Annotated in this window: 19 protein-coding genes, 1 other RNA gene and 1 pseudogene; 1 reads left to right on the top strand and 20 read right to left on the bottom strand. The window is 38.6% G+C overall.

Annotated features, from left to right (window positions below; translation table 11 throughout):
- Positions 1 to 162: 162 nt before the first annotated feature.
- The 5 genes from IGL56_RS04710 to IGL56_RS04690 form a co-directional block, all read right to left on the bottom strand.
- Positions 163 to 432, bottom strand: coding sequence for a type B 50S ribosomal protein L31 (locus tag IGL56_RS04710; RefSeq protein WP_002357967.1), 270 nt, complete (start codon positions 430 to 432; stop codon positions 163 to 165).
- Between the two features lie 100 nt (positions 433 to 532).
- Positions 533 to 1,825, bottom strand: coding sequence for a transcription termination factor Rho (rho, locus tag IGL56_RS04705; protein WP_002357968.1), 1,293 nt, complete (start codon positions 1,823 to 1,825; stop codon positions 533 to 535).
- Positions 1,822 to 3,114 carry a UDP-N-acetylglucosamine 1-carboxyvinyltransferase gene (locus IGL56_RS04700; protein WP_002357969.1) on the bottom strand — a complete coding sequence of 431 codons (1,293 nt, stop codon included), beginning with the start codon at positions 3,112 to 3,114 and terminating at the stop codon, positions 1,822 to 1,824. Before IGL56_RS04700 ends, rho begins: the two co-directional genes overlap by 4 nt.
- Before the next feature lie 173 nt (positions 3,115 to 3,287).
- Entirely contained in the window at positions 3,288 to 4,157 is an 870-nt protein-coding gene (locus IGL56_RS04695; protein WP_002357972.1) for a class II fructose-bisphosphate aldolase, read from the bottom strand.
- Between the two features lie 202 nt (positions 4,158 to 4,359).
- Positions 4,360 to 5,316, bottom strand: a complete 957-nt coding sequence (locus IGL56_RS04690; RefSeq protein WP_002381974.1) for a YitT family protein — start codon at positions 5,314 to 5,316, stop codon at positions 4,360 to 4,362.
- Between the two features lie 235 nt (positions 5,317 to 5,551).
- Between IGL56_RS04690 and IGL56_RS04685 the strand changes: the two genes are divergently transcribed.
- Positions 5,552 to 6,046: a YajQ family cyclic di-GMP-binding protein gene (locus IGL56_RS04685; protein ID WP_002357974.1), complete on the top strand. Its 495-nt coding sequence runs from the start codon at positions 5,552 to 5,554 to the stop codon at positions 6,044 to 6,046.
- Positions 6,047 to 6,062: 16 nt separating this feature from the next.
- Here IGL56_RS04685 and IGL56_RS04680 read toward each other — a convergent pair.
- The 15 genes and pseudogenes from IGL56_RS04680 to gpsB all read right to left on the bottom strand — a co-directional run bounded on the left by IGL56_RS04680 (position 6,063) and on the right by gpsB (position 21,057).
- Positions 6,063 to 6,747 (bottom strand): annotated as a pseudogene (locus IGL56_RS04680) (HD domain-containing protein).
- Positions 6,748 to 6,768: 21 nt separating this feature from the next.
- On the bottom strand, positions 6,769 to 7,734 hold the full coding sequence (locus IGL56_RS04675; protein WP_002357976.1) for an asparaginase: 966 nt from the start codon (positions 7,732 to 7,734) through the stop codon (positions 6,769 to 6,771).
- Entirely contained in the window at positions 7,731 to 10,193 is a 2,463-nt protein-coding gene (locus IGL56_RS04670; RefSeq protein WP_430599846.1) for a helicase C-terminal domain-containing protein, read from the bottom strand. The genes IGL56_RS04675 and IGL56_RS04670 overlap by 4 nt, the downstream gene beginning before the upstream one ends.
- Positions 10,194 to 10,229: 36 nt before the next feature.
- The gene (locus IGL56_RS04665; RefSeq protein ID WP_002357978.1) at positions 10,230 to 10,748 is read right to left on the bottom strand and encodes a GrdB-related putative oxidoreductase; all 519 of its coding nucleotides are present in this window, start codon (positions 10,746 to 10,748) and stop codon (positions 10,230 to 10,232) included.
- Positions 10,749 to 10,765: 17 nt separating this feature from the next.
- The gene (celB, locus tag IGL56_RS04660; protein WP_002384702.1) at positions 10,766 to 12,121 is read right to left on the bottom strand and encodes a PTS cellobiose transporter subunit IIC; all 1,356 of its coding nucleotides are present in this window, start codon (positions 12,119 to 12,121) and stop codon (positions 10,766 to 10,768) included.
- An 18-nt stretch (positions 12,122 to 12,139) separates the two neighbouring features.
- The gene (locus IGL56_RS04655; protein ID WP_002357981.1) at positions 12,140 to 12,469 is read right to left on the bottom strand and encodes a PTS sugar transporter subunit IIB; all 330 of its coding nucleotides are present in this window, start codon (positions 12,467 to 12,469) and stop codon (positions 12,140 to 12,142) included.
- A 19-nt stretch (positions 12,470 to 12,488) separates the two neighbouring features.
- Positions 12,489 to 13,442 (bottom strand): N(4)-(beta-N-acetylglucosaminyl)-L-asparaginase, encoded by a 954-nt coding sequence (locus tag IGL56_RS04650; protein WP_002357982.1) that lies wholly within the window; start codon positions 13,440 to 13,442, stop codon positions 12,489 to 12,491.
- A 169-nt stretch (positions 13,443 to 13,611) separates the two neighbouring features.
- Positions 13,612 to 14,910 carry a Sapep family Mn(2+)-dependent dipeptidase gene (locus IGL56_RS04645; protein ID WP_065813712.1) on the bottom strand — a complete coding sequence of 433 codons (1,299 nt, stop codon included), beginning with the start codon at positions 14,908 to 14,910 and terminating at the stop codon, positions 13,612 to 13,614.
- Complete coding sequence (locus tag IGL56_RS04640) at positions 14,907 to 15,671, bottom strand: GntR family transcriptional regulator, LSA1692 subfamily (RefSeq protein WP_002357984.1); 765 nt, start codon at positions 15,669 to 15,671, stop codon at positions 14,907 to 14,909. The genes IGL56_RS04645 and IGL56_RS04640 overlap by 4 nt, the downstream gene beginning before the upstream one ends.
- A gap of 172 nt (positions 15,672 to 15,843) precedes the next feature.
- Entirely contained in the window at positions 15,844 to 16,491 is a 648-nt protein-coding gene (nth, locus tag IGL56_RS04635) for an endonuclease III (protein ID WP_002357985.1), read from the bottom strand.
- Between the two features lie 14 nt (positions 16,492 to 16,505).
- The gene (locus IGL56_RS04630) at positions 16,506 to 17,222 is read right to left on the bottom strand and encodes a DnaD domain protein (RefSeq protein WP_002357986.1); all 717 of its coding nucleotides are present in this window, start codon (positions 17,220 to 17,222) and stop codon (positions 16,506 to 16,508) included.
- Between the two features lie 32 nt (positions 17,223 to 17,254).
- Entirely contained in the window at positions 17,255 to 18,751 is a 1,497-nt protein-coding gene (locus tag IGL56_RS04625) for a carboxypeptidase M32 (RefSeq protein ID WP_010815954.1), read from the bottom strand.
- A gap of 18 nt (positions 18,752 to 18,769) precedes the next feature.
- A complete protein-coding gene (locus IGL56_RS04620; RefSeq protein ID WP_002357989.1) occupies positions 18,770 to 19,933 on the bottom strand; it encodes a THUMP domain-containing class I SAM-dependent RNA methyltransferase in 1,164 nt (387 codons plus the stop codon).
- Positions 19,934 to 20,170: 237 nt separating this feature from the next.
- An RNA gene (gene rnpB / locus IGL56_RS04615) (RNase P RNA component class B) lies at positions 20,171 to 20,539 on the bottom strand.
- A gap of 107 nt (positions 20,540 to 20,646) precedes the next feature.
- Positions 20,647 to 21,057, bottom strand: a complete 411-nt coding sequence (gene gpsB, locus IGL56_RS04610) for a cell division regulator GpsB (RefSeq protein ID WP_002357990.1) — start codon at positions 21,055 to 21,057, stop codon at positions 20,647 to 20,649.
- Between the last annotated feature and the right edge of the window lie 52 nt (positions 21,058 to 21,109).

The following is a 21,109-nucleotide window of genomic DNA, read 5'->3' as shown; positions in this document are numbered from 1 at the left end:
TTGACTTTTGGGAAGGATAATCTTGAAAAGAAAGAGGAAAAGATTGGTAAGTTGCTTTATTTCTTTTCTCTGAATTAAAACTACATATTTAACGCAAAAAAAGAGGTTTCCCACCACAGTGGAAAACCTCTATAAACCTTGTCATAACAATGTTTTGAAAGACTATGCGTCTGGATTTGCGTTTTCGTCTTTGAGACCGTATTTTTTGTTGAAACGGTCCACACGTCCGTCGGCTTGTGTGAATTTTTGACGACCAGTGTAGAATGGGTGTGAGTCTGAAGTAACCTCAACACGTAATAATGGATAAGTGTTGCCATCTTCCCATTCAACAGTTTCTGAAGATCCTTTAGTTGAACCTGAAAGGAATTTGAAACCTGTTGTTGAATCCATGAATACTACTGGTTGGTAATTTGGATGGATATCTTGTTTCATACGTTTTTTTCGCTCCTTTGCCCTGATCCATTTGCTGTATCAGAGTTATTTTGTCGGTATACAACAATGCTATCTTACCATGTTTTCAGTTGGTATGCAATTATCTTTTTGGATTTCTTTTAATTTGTTTGCCAAACGAAACATCATGGAAAACTTCAAATAATTGTTGATTATTTTGGGTCCGTTTCAACATTTTTATGAATTGATCCGTATATTCCAGCGAGTCTCCTGACATATTATTTCTCAATTTCCACGTTTCTTCTAGTTGTTCTGGTGTCATTAGCAACTCTTCTTTTCGCGTACTTGATTTTTTAATATCAATTGCTGGGAAAATACGGCGCTCTGCTAATTCACGAGATAAATGGAGCTCCATATTGCCTGTGCCTTTGAATTCTTCATAGATGACATCATCCATTCGGCTACCTGTATCCACCAATGCCGTGGCTAAAATAGTCAGACTGCCCCCTTCTTCGATATTTCTGGCAGCACCAAAAAATCGTTTAGGTTTGAAAAACGCAGCTGGATCTATTCCGCCACTTAAGGTTCGACCACTAGGCGGGACCACTAAATTATAGGCCCTTGCTAAACGAGTGATGCTGTCCATTAAAATAACTACGTCCCGTTTGTCTTCAACTAAGCGCATTGCTCGATCCAAAACCAATTCAGCAACTCGCGTATGATTTTGTGGTTGTTGATCAAAAGTTGAAGAAACCACATCGCCTTTAACGCTTCGCTCTAAATCAGTCACTTCTTCAGGACGCTCGTCAATTAACAACAGAATCAATTCCACATCAGGATGATTTTCTGTAATCCCATTAGCAATTTCCTTTAAAACACTTGTTTTCCCGGCTTTTGGCGGCGCTACAATTAAACCACGTTGCCCAAAACCAATTGGGGCAAATACATCAATCATTCGTGTTGATAATCTGCCAGCCGTTGTTTCTAACGTTAATTGTTTTTCAGGATACAACGGTGTTAGCGCTGGAAAATGTGGCCGCTCTTTCGCTTCTTCAGGATCTTTCCCATTGACACTTTCAACATGCATGAGTCCATAGTAACGTTCTGATTCCTTTGGCGGACGCGCCTTGCCAGCTACTTTGTCCCCATTTCTCAATCCGAAACGACGAATTTGAGAAGAAGAAATATAAATGTCTTCTGCACTTGGTCCATAATTAATTGGCCGCAAAAAACCATAACCATCCTGAGAAACAATATCTAAAATTCCTTCCATGAAGAAAAACCCTTGCTTCTCAGCTTGTGCACGAATCACAGCTAAAGACAATTCTTTTTTGTTCATTTGGCTATAATAAGGAATTTTAAACTCTTTCGCGTACGCATAAATATCTTTTAACGTACTGTTTTCCAATTCAGCCATTGTTAAATAGTCGCTCATTGATCCACCTCAAACGGACCTTCTTGTTCTTCGGTTTCTAGCATTTGAATATCAGCACCCAAAGCAGTTAACTTTTCGATAATGTGGTCGTACCCACGTAAAATATATTCTACATTATAAATCGTGGTCGTACCTTCAGCCATCAAGCCGGCAGTGACTAGGCAAGCGCCTGCCCGTAAATCAGAGGCGACTACTTCTGCACCGTGCAATTGATTTGGGCCATTTAAGATAATCATATTGCCTTCAACCGAAGCATCAGCCCCCATCCGCACCAACTCAGGGATATGCTTATTTCGTTGAGCATAAATCGTATCAATAATTTCACCAGTTCCTTGCGCTTTTAAAAGTAATGGCGTTAACGGTTGTTGCAAGTCTGTGGCAAAACCAGGATACGGATAGGTTTTCACCGTCGTCATTTTCAGATCATGTGACGGATGAACTTCAATCATGTCTTCTTCAATTGTCATCTTAACGCCCATTTCTTGCAATTTCGCAATGAAGCTTTCTAAATGCTCATAAATAACATTTCGAACTTTGATTCCTTCACCCATAGCTGCTGCCATAGCTAAATAAGTCCCAGCTTCAATTCGATCTGGAATAATCGAGTGACGACAACCATGTAATTCTTCGACACCTTCAATCCGAATAACGTCCGTTCCAGCTCCTCGGACTTTTGCACCCATGTTATTTAATAATGTAGCAATATCAATAATTTCTGGCTCACGCGCAGCATTTTCAATAATCGTTTTGCCTTTGGCTTTAACTGCGGCTAACATGACATTGATTGTAGCGCCAATAGATACCATATCCATAAAAATTCGTGTTCCTTGTAAGCCAGCTTCGTCTGTTCTCAAGTACATCGCCCCATGTTCGTTGGTTACATGAGCGCCTAATGCTTCAAATCCTTTGATATGTAAATCAATTGGACGAGGGCCTAAGTAACAACCGCCAGGTAAGCCGACAACGCCTTCCCCAAATCGACCAAGAAGTGAGCCCATAAAATAATAGGATGCACGTAAGCTATTGATTTTTCCTTTTGGCATTGGCACAGAAACAACTTCTGTTGGGTCAATAATTAATGTATTATTTTCAAAAGTAATTTTAGCACCCATAATTTCTAAAATTTCAATTAATGAGTGAACATCCTGAATGTCAGGAACGCCATCTAAAGTCACGGGCGAATCTGCTAAAATAGCAGCTGGAATTAAAGCGACCACACTATTTTTAGCGCCGCTAATGGTTACTTCGCCTTTTAATGGACGATTCCCATTGATTACGATTTTTTTCATTTATATTCTCACCTATCTGTAATATACGTTTTCTAAATAAACTACCCAATCATTCTATCATAATCAAGCTTAAGAAAAAAGAAAACTTCTCAGGTATTTTAATAGAATGAAAAAATAACAAAAAATAAAAAAGACAGCCACGTGCTGTGGCTGTCTTTAACGTAACTAGTTGATTAAGCTTTGTTAGCTGAACCGAACCAATCAATGTGTTCTTCTGCATCTTTGATGATTGCAGCTTTACCTGGTGCTAATAATTTACGAGGGTCAAATCCTTTACCTTCTAAATCTTTACCAGCTTCAATATATTCGCGCGTTGCTTTAGCGAATGATAATTGGAATTCTGTATTTACGTTAACTTTTGAGATACCCATTGAAATTGCTTTTTCAATTTGTTCTTGAGGAATACCAGAACCTCCGTGTAATACTAGAGGTACATCAGAACCGACAGCTTCAGCAATTGCTTGTAAGTGATCAAATGCTAAACCTTTCCAGTTTTCTGGATATTGACCATGGATGTTACCGATACCACATGCTAAGTAGTCAATACCTGTAGCAACCATTTGTTTACATTCTTCGATATCAGCTAATTCGCCAGTACCGATGATTCCGTCTTCTTCACCACCGATTGAACCAACTTCACATTCAACAGAAATACCTTTAGCGTGAGCTTTTTCAACTACATCTTTCGCTAATTTTAAGTTTTCTTCGAATGGTAAGTGAGAACCATCAAACATGATTGAAGTATAGCCAACTTCGATACATTCTAAAGCAGCTTCGTAGTCACCGTGGTCTAAGTGAATTGCTACTGGAACTGTGATATTCATTGAGTCTACTAAATTAGTAATCATGTCTTTAGCTACTTTGTAGCCGCCCATGTATTTAGCAGCGCCCATTGATGTTTGGATTAGAACTGGTGCTTTTTTAGCTTCTGCTGCTTCTAAAATCGCTTGTGTCCATTCTAAGTTATTTGTGTTATAGCCACCTACTGCATAGCCGCCTTTACGTGCTGCTTTTAAGAATTCTGCTCCTGATACTACTGGCATAAAAAATTCCTCCTAAGTTTTTAAAAACTTTATTTGTTAGGTGTTCCCTAACCAACGGTTCTATTTTAGCAGAATTCCTGACACTTTTCTAGTAAAATTCCCTTTTTCAGAAAATTTTTGTCTATTCTTTCACATAACCTTCATTTTTATAAAAAAACCTCCAGTTTTCCCGTTAAGACTTTGGGACCTAAAGGCCGACTTGCTATTTTAATTTTTTCTTTGGTGGATAACGTTTCACCTTGTAAGATTGAAGCTCAGGAAATGTTCCTGTACTATGAAAAATCCGTTGTTCATCTTCATTGGCAAAACGCCCTAAAACCGATTGTGTTGGTAAAATATTTACAAAGGCATTCTCATCGATACTGTAAACTGCTTGTTCTAAATCATAGAGTTCGTAGCGAGTAATGACCATCATAATCATCCGACCTTCTGCACCTGAATAGCCGCCGATTGAAGGCAACAAGGTCATGCCACGAGCGATTTGTTGAGAAACTTCTAAGGCAACGGCTTCTGGTCTCGTGGTGACAATCATTGCTGTGACTTTTTGGTGACTGGTATGAATCATGTCGACCACCTGACTCAAACAGTAAATAGAAATAATAGTATACAACGCACTTTCCCAGTTAAATACAAAACCAGCCAACAGCACAATAATACCATTTAATAAGAACATAAAATTACCAACGGTTTTCCCTGTTGTTTTTGAAAGAATCAGTGAAATAATGTCCATGCCGCCAGTGTTAAAGCCCATTTTCAATGAAAGCCCTGCGCCAACGCCGACTAAGACACCACCCATAATTGCGTTCATCAAAGGATTCGTTGTGACTGTTACGATTGGCACAAACATAGTGACAACGGAAATGCCAATAACATTGATGAAACTAAGAATCGTTGATTGTTTCCCTAATTTTACAAACCCTAGAATGAAGACGGGAATGTTTAAAAATAAAATGAAGATCCCTGTATTAATATGGATTCCTAAATTTGTATATAATAATGTAGCAATGATTTGCGCAATTCCGTTCATCCCTGCCGAAAAAACTTTTGCCGGAATCAAAAAGAAATTCAAACCGACCGCAGAAGTCAAAGCGGTTATCGCCATCACTGCTATTTTTTTTATCGATTCATTCCTTTGGTAAGTACTAACCAATCGACTCATTTTTCTTCGCTCCTTCGCTATTCTTCTGACTTAGAATAACAGGTTCTATCCTAAAAGAAAAGGGGCTAAAAGCGAACATTGAAAAAAATTTTTTTTGCAACGTTTCCATGAAAGAATGCGGGAAGATATCCCTAAAAACTGATCTTCTTATTTCTCTATTCAAAATGATTCTAGCCTAACCTTTTTTACTATTTCATGATATGATGAAGCAAAGAATATTTTAGGAGGTTTTTACATGGCTGCAAAAGAAGCAAGTTTTGATGTAGTTTCAGAGGTCAATATGGAGGAAGTCAAAAACGCAATTCAAATTGCCTTAAAAGAATTGAAAAATCGTTTTGACTTTAAAGGGTCAATTGCTGATATTAAATTGGAAAACGATAAACTAGTAGTCGTAGCTGAAGATGATTATAAAGTCGAGCAAGTGAAGGATATTTTATTTGGAAAATTAGTCAAACGCAATGTTCCGATTAAAAATATTCATTTCTCAGAAAGTGAAAAAGCCTTAGGCGGTACTGCTCGCCAATATGGTGATTTAATCAGTGGTATTGATAAAGAAAATGCGAAAAAAATCAACACAGCTATCAAAAACTCTGGTATTAAAGTTAAGTCACAAATCCAAGAAGACAAAATTCGGGTAACTGGAAAAAGTCGGGATGATTTACAAAAAGTCATGGCTCTTTTACGAGAATTAGATTTACCAATGGCTCTTGAGTTTAATAATTATCGCTAAAAAAATCCTTCAACTGTTAATGAACAGTTGAAGGATTTTTTTAGTTTTGGTACCGGCCATTCTTGATTATTCAATAAAACGATTGGTCGGCGTTGAATTTTTTCTGAAAAAGCGGCAATTGCTTTGAAGACCTTTGGCATAAAATAAAACGCATTTAATTCTTCTAAATCCAGTTCTTCTTCTGCCGCAAACGCGACACAAACTTCTTGTTCTGAAAGCATAATTTCAATTTTCTTTAAAAATTGAAGTTGCCGCATTCCCGGTACGAAATAACCAGCCTTTGCAACACGAGAGGTTGTAATATCTAACTTATCACTAATGATTAGCGCTAGTGTCATTAACTCTTCCGAATCAAAGCCATTACTATGATTTTCTATAGAAGATAAAATTTCTTCTTGATAAGGCAAACAAATCTTTTGCTTACGAAAATATGCTTCTGCAAATTGTTTCCCACGAAGTGCATGTCCTGCTTTTCCTTGTAGCGCACCCACATCATGGAGCAGTGCCGCAATTTTTGCCGCCTCTAAATACTCCTCTGAAACAGCAAGTTGTTTCAAAATCATTTCCGTCATGGCTACGACATTGTTTACATGAAACCAATTATGGTATGCCCACCCAGCTTCTTCATCTTCCATTTGACCAATTGCATCATAAATTTGTCGAATTTCAGTATCTTGATGAATGCGTTCAAACAGCTTCATTTATTTTCTCCTTAAAATTAGTTACTGTTCCAAAAATTCTTTTAACTCTGCAGGATTTTTTTCGCTGTTTAAACCAACAATTAAACGAATCCGCGCTTTCGGTCCGTTTAAGCCACGAGCAAAAACAACCCCCATTTTTTTCAAGCCAACGCCACCACCAGCATAATCATAGATATCTTCAGCAATGCCATTGGAACAACGAGAAACTAAAACGACTGGAATCCCGTTGTCTAGCATCTTTTGTAATGCTGGGAGCGTTTCTGGCGGTAAATTGCCCGCACCTAGCGCTTCAATTACTAACCCATCCGTTTCTGGGGTGTTTAATAATTCAAACATCCGTTCACCCATCCCCGCATAGGCCTTCACTACGTGAACATTTCCTTTCACAGAAGAAACATCGCAAACTTCTTGTGGTAAGACCTCTTTCGCAAAAAAAGCACGTTCTTTCGCAATGGTTCCTATTGGTCCAAAAGTTGGCGTCCGAAACGTCGCTACGTTCGTTGTATGTGTTTTTGTCACATAACGCGCCGTATGAATTTCATCATTCATCACGACTAAAACACCTTTATCGTATGATTCGTCTGAACAAGCAGTCCAAATAGCACTGATGAAATTATACAAACCATCACTACCGATTTCGTTACTTGACCGCATTGCTCCTGTTAAAACAATGGGGATTTTTTTCTCTAAGGTTATATCTAAAAAATAAGCAGTTTCTTCTAATGTATCTGTTCCATGCGTAATAACCACGCCATCAATTGGTTCAGAATAAGCTTTTTGAATCCGTTCTTTTAATTGAAACATCCGTTCTAAGGTCATGTGTGGTGAGGGAATATTAAAAATATCTTCGACAACTAAATGAACCTTGCCAGAAAATAATGCTTCTTGTTCCATCAACGGATTTTTTTCATTCGGGGCAACACTTCCTCCTGCTACTTTCGACATGGAAATGGTCCCACCTGTATGAAGGACTAAAATGGTCTTCATTTGTTTCCTCCTTTGTTTTCTTTATTTTTTAACCAAAATTGTTTCACTTGTTGAATGAGTTGTTCATTGGTGTTTGCCTTTCGATGCGCCAACCAATGCGGCGGAAAGAAACGCTGGACACTTGGTAATTCAAATCGTTCGTCTAATAACAACACAAAGCCTTTATCTTGCGCATCTCGAATGACACGTCCAGCCGCTTGCAAGACTTTATTCATGTCAGGAATTTGATACGCAAATTGAAACCCTTGCCCTCGCTCTTCTTGATAAAAAGTGCGAATCAGTTCTTGCTCCGGATTCATTTGTGGTAGCCCGACACTAACAATTATCGTACCAATCAATCGGGTACCTTTCAAGTCAATTCCTTCTGAAAATATACCACCTAAAACACAAAAACCGATGAAAGTTTCTTGAGGATTCTCTTTAAATTCAGCTAAAAATGCTTCTCGCTCTTTTTCGTTTAAGTCCGTTCCCTGAATTTGAGTTTTTACTTGCGGATAGCGTTGGCTAAATACTTGATAGACATCATCCATATAGGCATAAGAAGGGAAGAAAATTAAATAATTACCTGTTTTTGTTTCACTTAACTTCCCTAAAAGTTCACTAATCTGTGGATAACTTTTTTCACGGTTTTTATAGGTTGTTTGGAGATGACTACCAATCATCAACAATTGATTTTCTTCTGGAAAAGGATACGGAATCCGATAACGTAGGCTTTCTTCACCTCCACCAAGCACTTCTTGATAATAATTCAGAGGTGTTAAACTTGCCGAAAATAAGATACTCGCTTTCCCTTTATCTAATCGTTGTGACAATAAATAAGCCGGATCGACACAAAATTGTTTCACAACGCAGTCATAGTTTCGCAAAGAAATAGACGTATAAAAGCCGTTGTCGTAATACTCGCTGATTCGAAGATAACTTAAACAATCAAAATAAAAACTGAGAATCGACGCCAATTCCTCAATGTGTTGATTTTCTGGCAACCATTCTGCAATTACTTCTGTTAATCGATGTATCTGTTTAACTAATGAATCAATTGGCGCACGTTGGGCAAAAAAATCCGTGTCTTTTTCTTCACAGATTGCTTCAATATCATCAAACGTAGTTAAGACTTTTTGACAAGCTCTTTTTAATTGAATAGATTCTTTTTGCAATCTTTTTTGAATTTGCAAAACCGCATTCCTAGAAATAGCGGCCGAATACATCTCCCGTGAACGATTAACCAAATTATGGGTTTCATCCACTAAAAAAATATTCTCTTCTGCACTTTGGGGTTCTTCAAAGAAGCGCCGTAAATAAACCGTTGGATCAAATAGATAATTGTAATCGCCAATAATTAAATCACACCAAAGACTTGCATCTAGCGACAACTCGAATGGACACAATTGGTGCTTTTGTGCATACCGTTCAATAACCTCTCTCGTTAAATGATTTTCATGTTGCAATAAATCCCACAGTCCCTCATTTAAACGATCATAATAGCCGTCAGCAAACGGGCAATGTTCTGGTGTACAATTTCGTTCAGTTAAAAAACAAATTTTATCTTTTGCTGTTAACGTAATACTCTTAGTTTGCGCTTGTTTTTCGGACAGCGCTTTGACGGCATCTTCAGCCACTTGCCGCGTAATGGTCTTAGCTGTTAAATAAAAAATCCGTTCGCCTTCTTCTTCACCAATTGCTTTCATCGCTGGAAAAAGAGTGGACATTGTCTTGCCTGTTCCAGTTGGTGCTTCCACGAAGAGCCGCTGTTTACTAAGAATTGTTTTATAGACGGCTACCGCCAATTCTCGTTGCCCTTTGCGATACTCCCCGTAAGGAAAACTAAGATTTTTTAATGATTTATTTCTCAAAATACGCCACTCTTCTTTAAAAATTACCCACTGTTCATAGCGCTTCATCAAATCAGTAAAAAACTCCGCTAATGCAGCTTCTGTAAAATGGCGTTCTTGTCGTGTGATTTGTTTTGTGGTGGTCTGATAATAAGTGAGTTGCAGCGTTATTTCAGAAAGTTGTTCTTGTTGGCAATACATGTGACCATAACACATCGCTTGATACCAAAACAATTCGACCTTTTCTGGCGGCAATTCTTCAAACGCTGGCTCGGATGTTTTAATTTCATCAATGACCACTTGCCCAGTTTCTTTCACAAAAATGCCGTCTGCACGACCTTCTACACAATAATTATGGCCATTTAAAGGCACCTCAATTTTTAAAGATACTTCCTTTTGATAAAGGCTCCCCGCTTCCTTTTGCAACATTCGATGAAGGCGACTACCTTCTTGTGGTGTATGTTCACTCACATGGCGAGAATCGATACTTCCCCGCCTTAAAATAAATTCGACCACTTGACGCACCGCAATTTTTCTCGTTGATTTCACGTAATCCCACCTATCTGCCTCCCTATTATAGAACATACATTCGCTAAACAAAAGCAAAAAATCCAAAACGAACACAATCATGCGTTCATTCTGGATTTCTCTTTAGATTATCAACAATTAAAAACAACTTGTTTCTTCTAACTGTTTGGTTTCTTTTCCATTTGCTTTTGCCACGACCAATTGCGCCATTTGTTTAAACGAATTATTTAAACCAATGCCGCCCTTTTTGGGCATCTTCACAATCGGTACTTGCTGATAATAGTGACTAACTGCTGGATTTTCTTCTGCCATCGCTGCAATTGCAGGAATGCCTGCAGCATTAAACTTACAAGCTAGATGAGCGGCCATTTCTCCAAAATTAGGATAATGCATGGCAGGTCCGCAAAGAACCGCATTGGCATGAAACTTTTTTGCAAAGCCAATAAATTTCTTTGCTACCTCTTCCTCGTTTTCCAAATAATATTGGTCACCACAATAAAGTGTCGCAACAATTTCCGCTCCTTGCTTCTGTAAAAATGGTAGCAATGTTACCCCTGGACCTAAGGGAGCTTTTTTACCACTTGGTTTCAGCTGAGCTTGTTCATCACTGCCAAATCCTGCTAAACTGTGGTTTAAGACTAAAAGGATTTTTTTCATGCCTATTTCCTCCTTATTTATAAATCATCGAAGTCAAAGGAATCAAAATCAATTTCTTCACTCTCTTCTTCTTGTGCTTTCCATTCTTCACGTAAATATTGGTCATCCATAACTCGAATAAAAGGATAATAAATGAACATTCCTAGTACCAATAAGAGAGCTTGCAGAATTGATCCTTGCCAACCGCTGACTAAAAATCCTGAGATAATTGGTGGGGTCGTCCACGGCAATTGAATACCGTTCGTCAATGGAACTAAGCCCCAATCCATAGCAAAATAGGCAATAATAATATTAATTGCGGGTACTAATACAAATGGAATTAAAAGGATTGGATTTAAAACAATTGGCAACCCAAAAATGATTGGTTCGTTAATCCCAAAAACACCAGGAATTAGTGAAAGTTGCGAAAGCTTTTTAATTCGTTGACTTTTACAGAATAAGACCATCACAATGATTAATGAGAGTGTGGAACCGGCGCCACCAAATGTTGCAAACATATCTTGAAATTGTCCAGTGATGATGTTGGGAATTTCATGACCGTCTTTAAATGCTTGTAAATTTTCAACAGACAATGCCCGCAAAACAGGATTAAAGACTGCGCCAACCACGCTACCTCCGTTAATGCCAAAGAACCAAAAGAAGTGTAAAAATAAATAAGCAATGCTCATCGCACCTAAGGTATTACCAAGACTCAATAAGGGCGTTTGTAGAAATTCAAAAATAACATCTTGTAAATTACCATAAGGAGTTAAAGCAGCCAGCCAATTGACTAAAAACATGAGAGTAACAACTAAAAAACTCGGAATCAGGGCCTCAAAAGACTTAACAACTGTTGGTGGCACTCCTTCTGGCATTTTTATTGTCCACCCTTTACGAACAATGGCCACAAATAAACGAGTCGCAATTAATGCGACAATCATTCCTAAAAACAAGCCACTGGAACCCATCCATTTTAAAGGTAAACTAGTAACTTCATAAACCTTTGAACTATTTTCCGGTGTAAATAATGTTTGATAAGGCGTTACAATAAAAAATGAAACCAATGCGATAATTCCTGCTTGCATTGCATCCACATTGAATTGTTTTCCTAAACTATAGGCAATACCGACAACGGCCAGAATAGTCATTACATCAAAACTAGCACTAGCTGGAACAGACATCATTGTCGCCCAGTCTTTACCAAGCAAATGAGACATCCAAGTATCCCATTGTGGCAAAGGAAAATTAGCAATTAATAAGAAGACCGAACCAACAATCAACAAGGGCGTTGATAAAAGGAAGCCATCACGAATCGCTACTAAATACTTATTTTCTCCTATCACTTTTGCCAAAGGGGTCAATACGCGCTCTAACCAATCCAAAAATTTTTGCACGGTCGTCACTCCTATCTATTATTTTTTATTTTGCTTAATTAACCGCAGCGCTTCTTTCAATGCTTTTTCGCCATCCATCATGCCATAAATTTCTGGCGCAATTGCAGCGACAGGAATCCCTTGAGGAGCAAATTGTTCTTTTGTTTTTTCTAATAAAAAACGGACTTGTGGTCCTAATAAAATAGCAACAGGCTTCTCTGCTTCAACCACTTCTTGTGCTCTTGCAATAGGAAAAGCAGTAATCATTAAAGGCATTTGATGTTTTTCCACCACTTCCATCATTTTATTAACCATAATACTTGTAGACATTCCTGCATCACAAAAAAGATAAATTTGTTTTTTACTCATGTTCCTTCACTCTCCTCATTTATTCAATTGGTGCTTTGATTCTTTTTTCATAGGCTGCTAACCATTCTTGTGAAATCGGCTGAATCTCTGTGGTATGATTCTTGCCTGGATTTGCAATATAGATTTCTGGTTGCTGCATATCAGTACCAACCGTAAAAGTAAATTCCACATTCGTAGCTACGCCCCAGTCTCCCTGTTTGTTCATGGCCACTAGTGAAAAAGCTCCTGCTTTCCCATAACGTTGGGTCAATTTTTCATGAAAAGCATAGACGGCTTGATCACATGCTTGTTGTGGCGAGCACCCTTCCCCCATTAAACGGACGATTTCATAAGAAAGACAGCCTTTCATTAAATCTTCACCTAATCCTGTAGCCGCAGCACCACCAATTTCGCTATCAACATAAAAACCAGAACCTGACAGTGGTGAATCACCAACACGTCCTGCTTTTTTCATGAAGAGTCCCGAACTGGAAGTGCCAGCTGCCATTGATCCTGTTTGGTCTAACGTAATAGCGCCGACGGTATCATGCCCATCATAGGGGTTCAACTGATTTTCCTGAATTTCTTTTAAACGCTTTTGCCACCATTGATTAGCGCGTTCTGTCAACATATTCTTTCTTTCAAAACCGTGCAACATTGAATATTTCGTTGCACCTGCGCCAACACGAAAACTATTAAACTTCTCTTTACTTAATGCTTTAGCCACTGAAATCGGATTTTTAACATCTGTAATTCCTGCCACAGCACCAATTGCAAATGTGTCTCCATCCATATAGGCAGCATCCATTTCTAAAATCCCTTCCTCATTAGGTAAACCGCCGTAGCCCACTGACTTATAAAAAGGATAGTCTTCTACTTCTTTAATTAATTGTTCCACGGCCGTGCCTGCAGCACCTCCTTGTTGTAATTCTTCTGCAGCTTTTAGTAACCCATCATGTGCCATCCGCCATGTCGCAATTGCACCCCAAGTCATTTTCCATCCGCCCTTTCGTTAACGCTTACATTTCTCCACCATTATAAACTAGTATATACTGTTTTGTATATACTGAAAATGAAATTTTATACAGAAAAATAGAAGATACACGTATGCGACCTCTACGAAACACATTGGCTTCTTCTCATACGTGTATCTTCTATTGGTTTTATGCTTCTGTTAATGCAATCATCGCTTGCATATAGATTTCCAGATTAAGCAGTAAATCTTTTTCATCCATATATTCATCTTGATTATGCGCAATGCCTTTTTGACCAGGAAATGATGGACCAAAAGCAACGATATTCGGCATAAAACGAGCATACGTAGCACCTGTAGTTGTGACTGGCGTCCCATCTAAGCCAGTAATTTGTTCATAAACCTTGGTTAATTTTTGAACATTGCGCTCATCTTTTGGAAACAGCGTACTAGGGAGGAGGCGGATGACGGTCACTTCACTTTCTGGAAATAGTGCCTTCGTTAGCTGCGTGGTTACTTCGTTTTCTGTAATAGAAACAGGATAACGCACGGCCAATGATAACACCAATTGCTGTCCTCGTTTTTCCAACGCATAGGGCGTTAAAATCAATTGCCCACTATCCTGATCCTTAAAGTCCAGAGCTACTCCTTCGCCATAGTGCTTTTCGTGAAAACTAGCGGTTAACCAGTCGAAATACTGTAATAAAATTCCTTTGACTAACTGTCCCTCGCTAATTTTCTGTGCCAATAAAGTAATCGCGTTCTTGCCTAGTTCTGGCGCATTGGAAGGAGCACGTTTTCCCGTGATTGCTGTTGTTTTTCCCGCAATCACCACACTTAATTGATCAGGTACGTGGTCTTTTGCTTGATCACCTATAATCTGACCAATTTGTTCACTTGAATCATCTGGGATGGTCGTTGTGATCTCATAATTAACAATCCCTCGCTCCCCATAAACTACTGGATATTTACAATCTGGAGTAAATCCAAAAACGGGTGCGTTTTCCTTCTCTAAATATAAGGGGATATCTCCACTCCCACTTTCTTCATCCGTGCCAAACATTAAGCGAATGGTTTTCTTTGGTTGGTAACCAAGTTCTTTCAGTAATTTCATTCCATACAGGCAAGCCAAGATAGGACCTTTATTATCTAGAATTCCTCTACCATACAAACGTTGATTTTTTTTCGTTAATTGAAAGGGTGGCACTGACCAGCCAGAACCTTCTGGTACTACGTCTAAATGACCAATAATCCCCAGATATTCTTCCGCTGTTCCCCATTGCGCATAGCCAACTGCGTCATTGACAATCTCAGTTTGAAAGCCATAACGCTCTGCAAGTTTCAACGTTTCTTCCAAGGCTCTTTTCGGTCCTTCGCCAAAAGGTGCCTCTTTTTTAGGCGACCCTTTCACACTTCGAATCGCGATAATTTTGTTTAAGTCTTCATAAAATAAATCTTTTTGAGCGGCTATTTCTTCTTTGATCTTCATTCGTTCCAAGAACCTCCTAGCTCCACTTGGTTGTTTTCAGACGGGCTATAGCGGGTCAGTGTGTTTTTAAACGTGTACCGATCTGCTCGATATAAAGAGACATCATATAAAATAGGAGTTGCATCAAGCGCATAAGTGATAGAGTGGACTTGTAAAAGTGGTTGGCCCACAGGAACATTCAATAATTCTGAAATTTCCGCTTCAACTAAGATTGCTTCAATTTCTTGATGCGAATAAGCAATCTCGACGTTCTTCTCGATTAAGCAGAAAAGAGAGCCCTCGAAGTCTTGCTTCGTATGGCCTTGTACGTATGCCTGTGGCAAATAAATTTTTTCAACTGTCATTGGCTCGCCGTCTAACATTCGGCGGCGAATCAGTTCATAAATTGCCTCATTTTTGCCCACTTGGAGCGCCTCCCGAATTTTTTCAGCGGGATGTACTACTTCTTCAAAGGAAATGACTTCTGTCTGGCTTTTTTTCCCGTAAGCTTTGGCTGCCTCAGTAAAACCTTGTAAGCCAGCGCGACCACTTTGAATTTTCGCTTGCGACATCACATAACTACCTTTACCATGTCGTTTTACCAAAATATTTTTGCGGATCAAATCATCAATCGCTTTACGGATGGTCAAGCGACTGCAGTTATATTCTTTAGCTAAATCATATTCTGAAGGTAATTTTTGTGCACTTACATACAGACCGTCTCTAATCTTCTTTTCAATTTCTGCAGAAATTTGCTTAAATTTGGGTGCATTTTCTGTCATTTCATCGCCTATCTTTCTTCAAAAAAATAAATTCTCTAGTATATACCACACTGTCTATACTAAATCAATTTTTAAGAAACCGCAATCATTTGTTGCGTTTCTTAAAAATCAAAAAAGAAAGCGAGCCACAAGTCGGTTGGACTTGTGGCTCGCTTTTTTAGGAAAAAATATGTTATTTCCCTTTCATCCGTTCTTTGCCTTCTTGACACATATAGAGTAGCGGACAGGCTTCACATTTAGGCGCTCTTGCTAGGCAGTGATAACGCCCAAAGAAAATCATGGTATGGTGCGTTTTCACCCAGAGTTCTTTTGGAACTTTACGCATTAAGGTCTGCTCAACTTCAGTAACATTCGCATTTAGCTTACAAATTCTAAGGCGCTTGGACACTCGTTCCACGTGTGTATCTACTGCAAAAGCCGGTTCACCAAAAGCATCTCCCATTACTACATTGGCTGTTTTTCTCCCCACGCCAGGTAAACTGACCAGTTCATCTCTGGTTTGCGGAACTTCTCCATTGAAACGTTCTAAAAGTTGTTGTGCGCACGCTTTAATATTTTTTGCTTTATTGCGATATAAGCCAATGGTTTTTATTTTAGCAATAATCTCCTCCACCGGCGCAGCTGCTAAAGCTTCTGGTGTTGGAAAAGCTGCGAATAAACCAGGAGTCGCTTTATTTACCGATACATCGGTTGCTTGCGCACTTAAAATCACAGCAATTAATAATTCAAAAGGATTCTTATGTTTTAATTCACATTCTGCATTTGGAAACATCTCATACATAATTTCAATAGCTTCCATTGTTTTCTCTTTTGATAGCATGGCCCACCTCCTTTTTATTCACTGTCTTCTGGATTTAACCAATTGTGTAATGTAACCTTTGGCAACGATTCTTGTGTCTGACCTTGTTGTTCAATCTCATTTTGAATCATAGAATCTTTTCGTTTTTTCTGATCAGCAGCAACTTGTTCTTTGGTGGTAATATTTTTACGCTCCCACGCAAGTAAAATACGATCAATATATTTCAAACTATACGCCTGATTTAAAACAGCTTCTCGCAACGCTAACCGGATTAATTCAGGGGAATAATGGTCCGTGTTCAACCACTGACCAATCATTTCTAATTCAATTGGTGAAAGTGGACGTCCGAATTCTTTTTCAAAGCCTTGGTAAAGCTGTTTAATTTCATCTTCGTGGTTTGCGACAACTTGTTTTTCTTTGCTCGTTTGTAAAAATAATTGAATCTTTTGAAAAACAGGCAGTAAATCATACGTATCCATCATTTGACCTTTTTGGTTTTGTTGTGTTTCAATTCGAATAAATCCGCGAGAAACCAATTGATTTAACAACTTATAAATCGTATCTGGCGTTTTACCCATCGTCTCTGCAATCGCCATTAAGTCTGGAAATAAATCGCCTGCATTTTGCGAACGAAAAAGTTGCAGTAAAAAGAGAAATTCATCATCTTTCAAACCAATTTTTTGGTAATGATCAAATAGTAAGTTTGAGATTGTTGTTTCACCAGCTTCTAAATATTCACGAATTGATAACATTGTTGTTGTCCACTTCCCCTTGCTTGTTTCACTTATTGCACTTGATAAACATCAAAATAAATAGCTTTCATATAATCAATTAAATAACTAGGATTCAATTCTTCTCCCGTTGCATCATAAATTAATTGATTTGGTTTACGTGAAGCGCCGTACTGATGAATATGTTGTGTTAACCATTTACGGATATCAGAATAATCCTCCGAAGCTAAAATTTCATCAACAGATAATTCTTGTTTCATTGCGTGAAATAGTTGCGCGGCGTACATATAACCCAAGGCATAAGATGGGAAATAACCAAAGCTACCTCCAGACCAATGAACATCTTGAAGGACACCTTCTAAATCATTTTCAGGTGATACGCCTAAGTACTCTTGGTATTTTTCGTTCCACACTTTTGGCAAATCAGCGACTTCCAAAGAACCATTAAATAACATTTTTTCAATTTCATAACGAATAATGATATGCAAAGGATAGGTGAGACTATCGGAATCAATCCGAATCAAACTTGCTTTCATTTCTTTTAAAGAAGCATAGAAATCTTCAAAAGCAATATCATCAAAAGTACCTTCTGCGCAGTCTTGGAAAAACGGGTATTGTTTTTGCCAAAAAGCCCGGTTGCTACCAATGATAATTTCATTAAAGAGCGATTGTGATTCGTGAATCCCCATAGAGGCACCTTCGCTTAGCGGCGTAAAGTCAAATTTAGGATCAAAATTTTGTTCATACATCCCATGACCCGCTTCATGAATCACACCAAATGTTGCCATTGAGAAATTATTTTCTTCCCAGCGCGTAGTAATCCGCGCATCATTTCGATTTAGAGCTGTCATAAAAGGATGAACTGTATCATCTAATCGGCCTTTTGAAAAATCATAGCCTAATTGTTCAACCACACCAATCACAAAACGGCGTTGTTGTTCTTTGGTCATTTTTCTAGATAAAAAGTCAGTTCTAGGCGGCGTACCTTTTTCCGCTAAAACGGTCCGAATTTCTTGAATCCCTTGTTTTACTTGGTCGAATACTTGGTCTAGCTTCTCAACCGTCATCCCTGGTTCAAATTGATTTAATAACACATCGTACGGTGTTTTTTCTTCTTTTTGCCAATAAGGAATGAACTCTTTTTGGAACGCAACGACCTTCGTTAAGGTTTCTTCTAACAAGCCGAAATCTTGTGCAGCGCGTGCTTTTAGCCAATCTGTATGTGCTTGGTTTAATACTTTAACATATTCTTGCATACGTTCAGCTGGAACATTTTTATTCAAAGCATATTCTTCTTTTACTTTTTCAAAAACCAGTTTCCCTAATTCAGATAATTCTTCAGGGCGTGTCTCAAAATAGGCCAATGCTTCTTGAATAACTGGGCCAATACTTCGTTCAAAATATAATCCGGTTAAATACCCTTCTACTTCTCCTCGAAAAGGACTACTTTTTTCTGGCATCCCAGTTGATGAATCCCAGTCTAATAATGTCAAGGCATTTTTTAGTAATTGAATTTCTTTCACTTCTTGTAAAAATACAGCTTCCTTCATTTTTTTACACCAGCTTTCTTAGTCTTCCCTTGGTTTTCTTGGTGGGCGTGTTCCCCAGTATTGGAATAAATCTGTTCGTAAGGCTCCGTTGTAAAGCTTCCGTTTTTTAGTAGCTTTGGCACCATAATATTCTTCAAAAGCAAGATCACTCGTCAGTATATACTTGCTCCAAGTAGTTAACGGACGGAAAACATGGCCCATTTCTTTATACAAACGGCGAACACTTTCCTCTTCTCCTAAACGCTCACCATAAGGCGGGTTAGCTACCATTACACCATATTCCTTCTCGGTTGTAAAATCTTTTAAGGCCAATTGTTTAAAGGTAATTGAATCACCTAAACCAACTTCCTCAGCATTCGCTCGTGCGACTTCAATCATTCGCCCATCAACATCTGAACCACAGATATCTAATTCAACATCGTAGTCTGCCTTTGCCTCGGCTTCGTTACGTACTTTTTCAAAAATTGCTGGATCAACCCAATCCCATGTTTCACAAGTAAAACTACGATTAAAGCCAGGAGCAATGTTATGGCCAATTAATGCTGCTTCAATACAAATCGTTCCAGAACCACAAACTGGATCATAAAAAGGACGATCTTTGCGCCAATTGGTCAACATCACTAAAGCAGCTGCCATGTTTTCCTTAAGAGGTGCGCCCCCCTTTTCAATGCGATAGCCTCGTTTAAATAAACTTGGCCCAGTCGTGTCCAACGTCAACGTCACTTTATCTTTTAGAAGAGCCACTTCTAATTTAAACAAAGCTCCTGTTTCGGTTAAAGGCACCGTCGCTGGACGATGGTAAACTTCTCTTAAACGGTTAACAATGGCTTTTTTGGTGATGGCTTGGCAATCAGGAACACTATACAATTTTGACTTAATTGATTTACCTGCAACTGGAAATTCTGCATCTAAAGGCAAATAATCTTCCCAAGGAAGTGCTTTAACTTTTTCAAATAATTCATCAAAACTATAGGCGTTAAATTCGCCAACGACGATTTTAATCCGATCTGCTGTCCGTAGCCATAAATTGGCAGTAGCAATTGTTTCAACAGTGCCTTCAAAGACGGCCCGGCCATTTTCTACTTCACAGGGAATCCCTAAATCACGCAATTCTTTTCCAACTAATGCTTCTAAGCCACTAGCAGCCGTTGCAACAAGTTTGAATGTTTTTTCTTTCGTCATAAAAACTCCTTCTTGACTCTTTTTTATTGTCTGGAGCTAACAGTCCTGCCGACTACTGCTCCGCTTGTTTTTTATAATTGTCCGCTTTCTCTGAACTAAACGGTCCTGTCCCGGCCTCTTTAGAACAGACAGCTTACTACTTTTATCTCAGTTTCTTTATTTTAACATTTTTTTATTCTTTTCGTAAAAAAAGCCTTCACAACTACGTTGGAAGGTCTTCCTGAATTACTTGTAATTTTCTATAAGCCATGTTCTGTATCACCAATTCTTCAGGAAAAATTGGTGACGGTCATCATCTATCTGCAGAGTAAACTCTGCCTCTTCTACTCGTTCATTTCCTTTAGAAGAGCGCCCCTACCATTGTTTGGGTTGCTCGCTCGAGGGGTTTACCGCGTTCCACCGATGGAGTTTCCCACATCGCTTCGTCACTGTGGCACTTTCAAGGATACTTTGACATAGTCGAAACCTTAGTCATTTTTCCTGCCGTTACTCTAAAAGAGTACCTTAGCTTATGATTTCGCTAAGCACGAACACTACAAGCATCTCAGCTTGTGCGAGCATGGACTTTCCTCAGCTTGCAAAAGCAAACCGCGATCACCCGAAAATTACAAATCTGTTTAAACGAACAGCAAAAATTTACACACTACAACAAGTGTCCGCTATTCTAACAAATGCTTTTTGTTCCTCGTGAAAACTTGACTTAAATTGTCTTGTTAAAATTGACGTGTTTGTGCATTATCAACATCATGGTTCGCTGGTTCTGCAGTCATTGACGGTGCGGAAGGCGTTACAGGTGTTGAAGGTGTTTCATCTAACTTTTTACCAAAAACTTCACGCTCTAAGTTTGATAAACGTTTTAAAATATCAAAGTTGGTCACTGCTGCACTTTTTGGTACTTCTTGAGCAACACGAGGCGTTGGTTGGGCTTTTGATAATTGGTCTAATTTTGCCATTAAGCGGCTGTTTTCTTCTTGCAAGCTTAATAATTCTTTATTATAAGCTTCGTAGTCTTTAATAACATTGTCTAAAAATTCGTCTACTTCAATTGGGTCATACCCGTTCATCATTTTCGTTTTAAATTCTTTTTGTAAAATGTCTTTAGGACTATATACTAAATTTGCCATGTTTACACCTCATTTGTTTATTTACGATAGAAAATTTCATAGTTCCACAAAT

This window comes from Enterococcus sp. DIV1316a (assembly GCF_050536915.1).
In the GTDB taxonomy this organism is placed as follows: domain Bacteria; phylum Bacillota; class Bacilli; order Lactobacillales; family Enterococcaceae; genus Enterococcus; species Enterococcus faecalis.
Note: the sequence above shows the minus strand (reverse complement) of the source record. Positions and strands in the feature narration are given on the sequence as shown.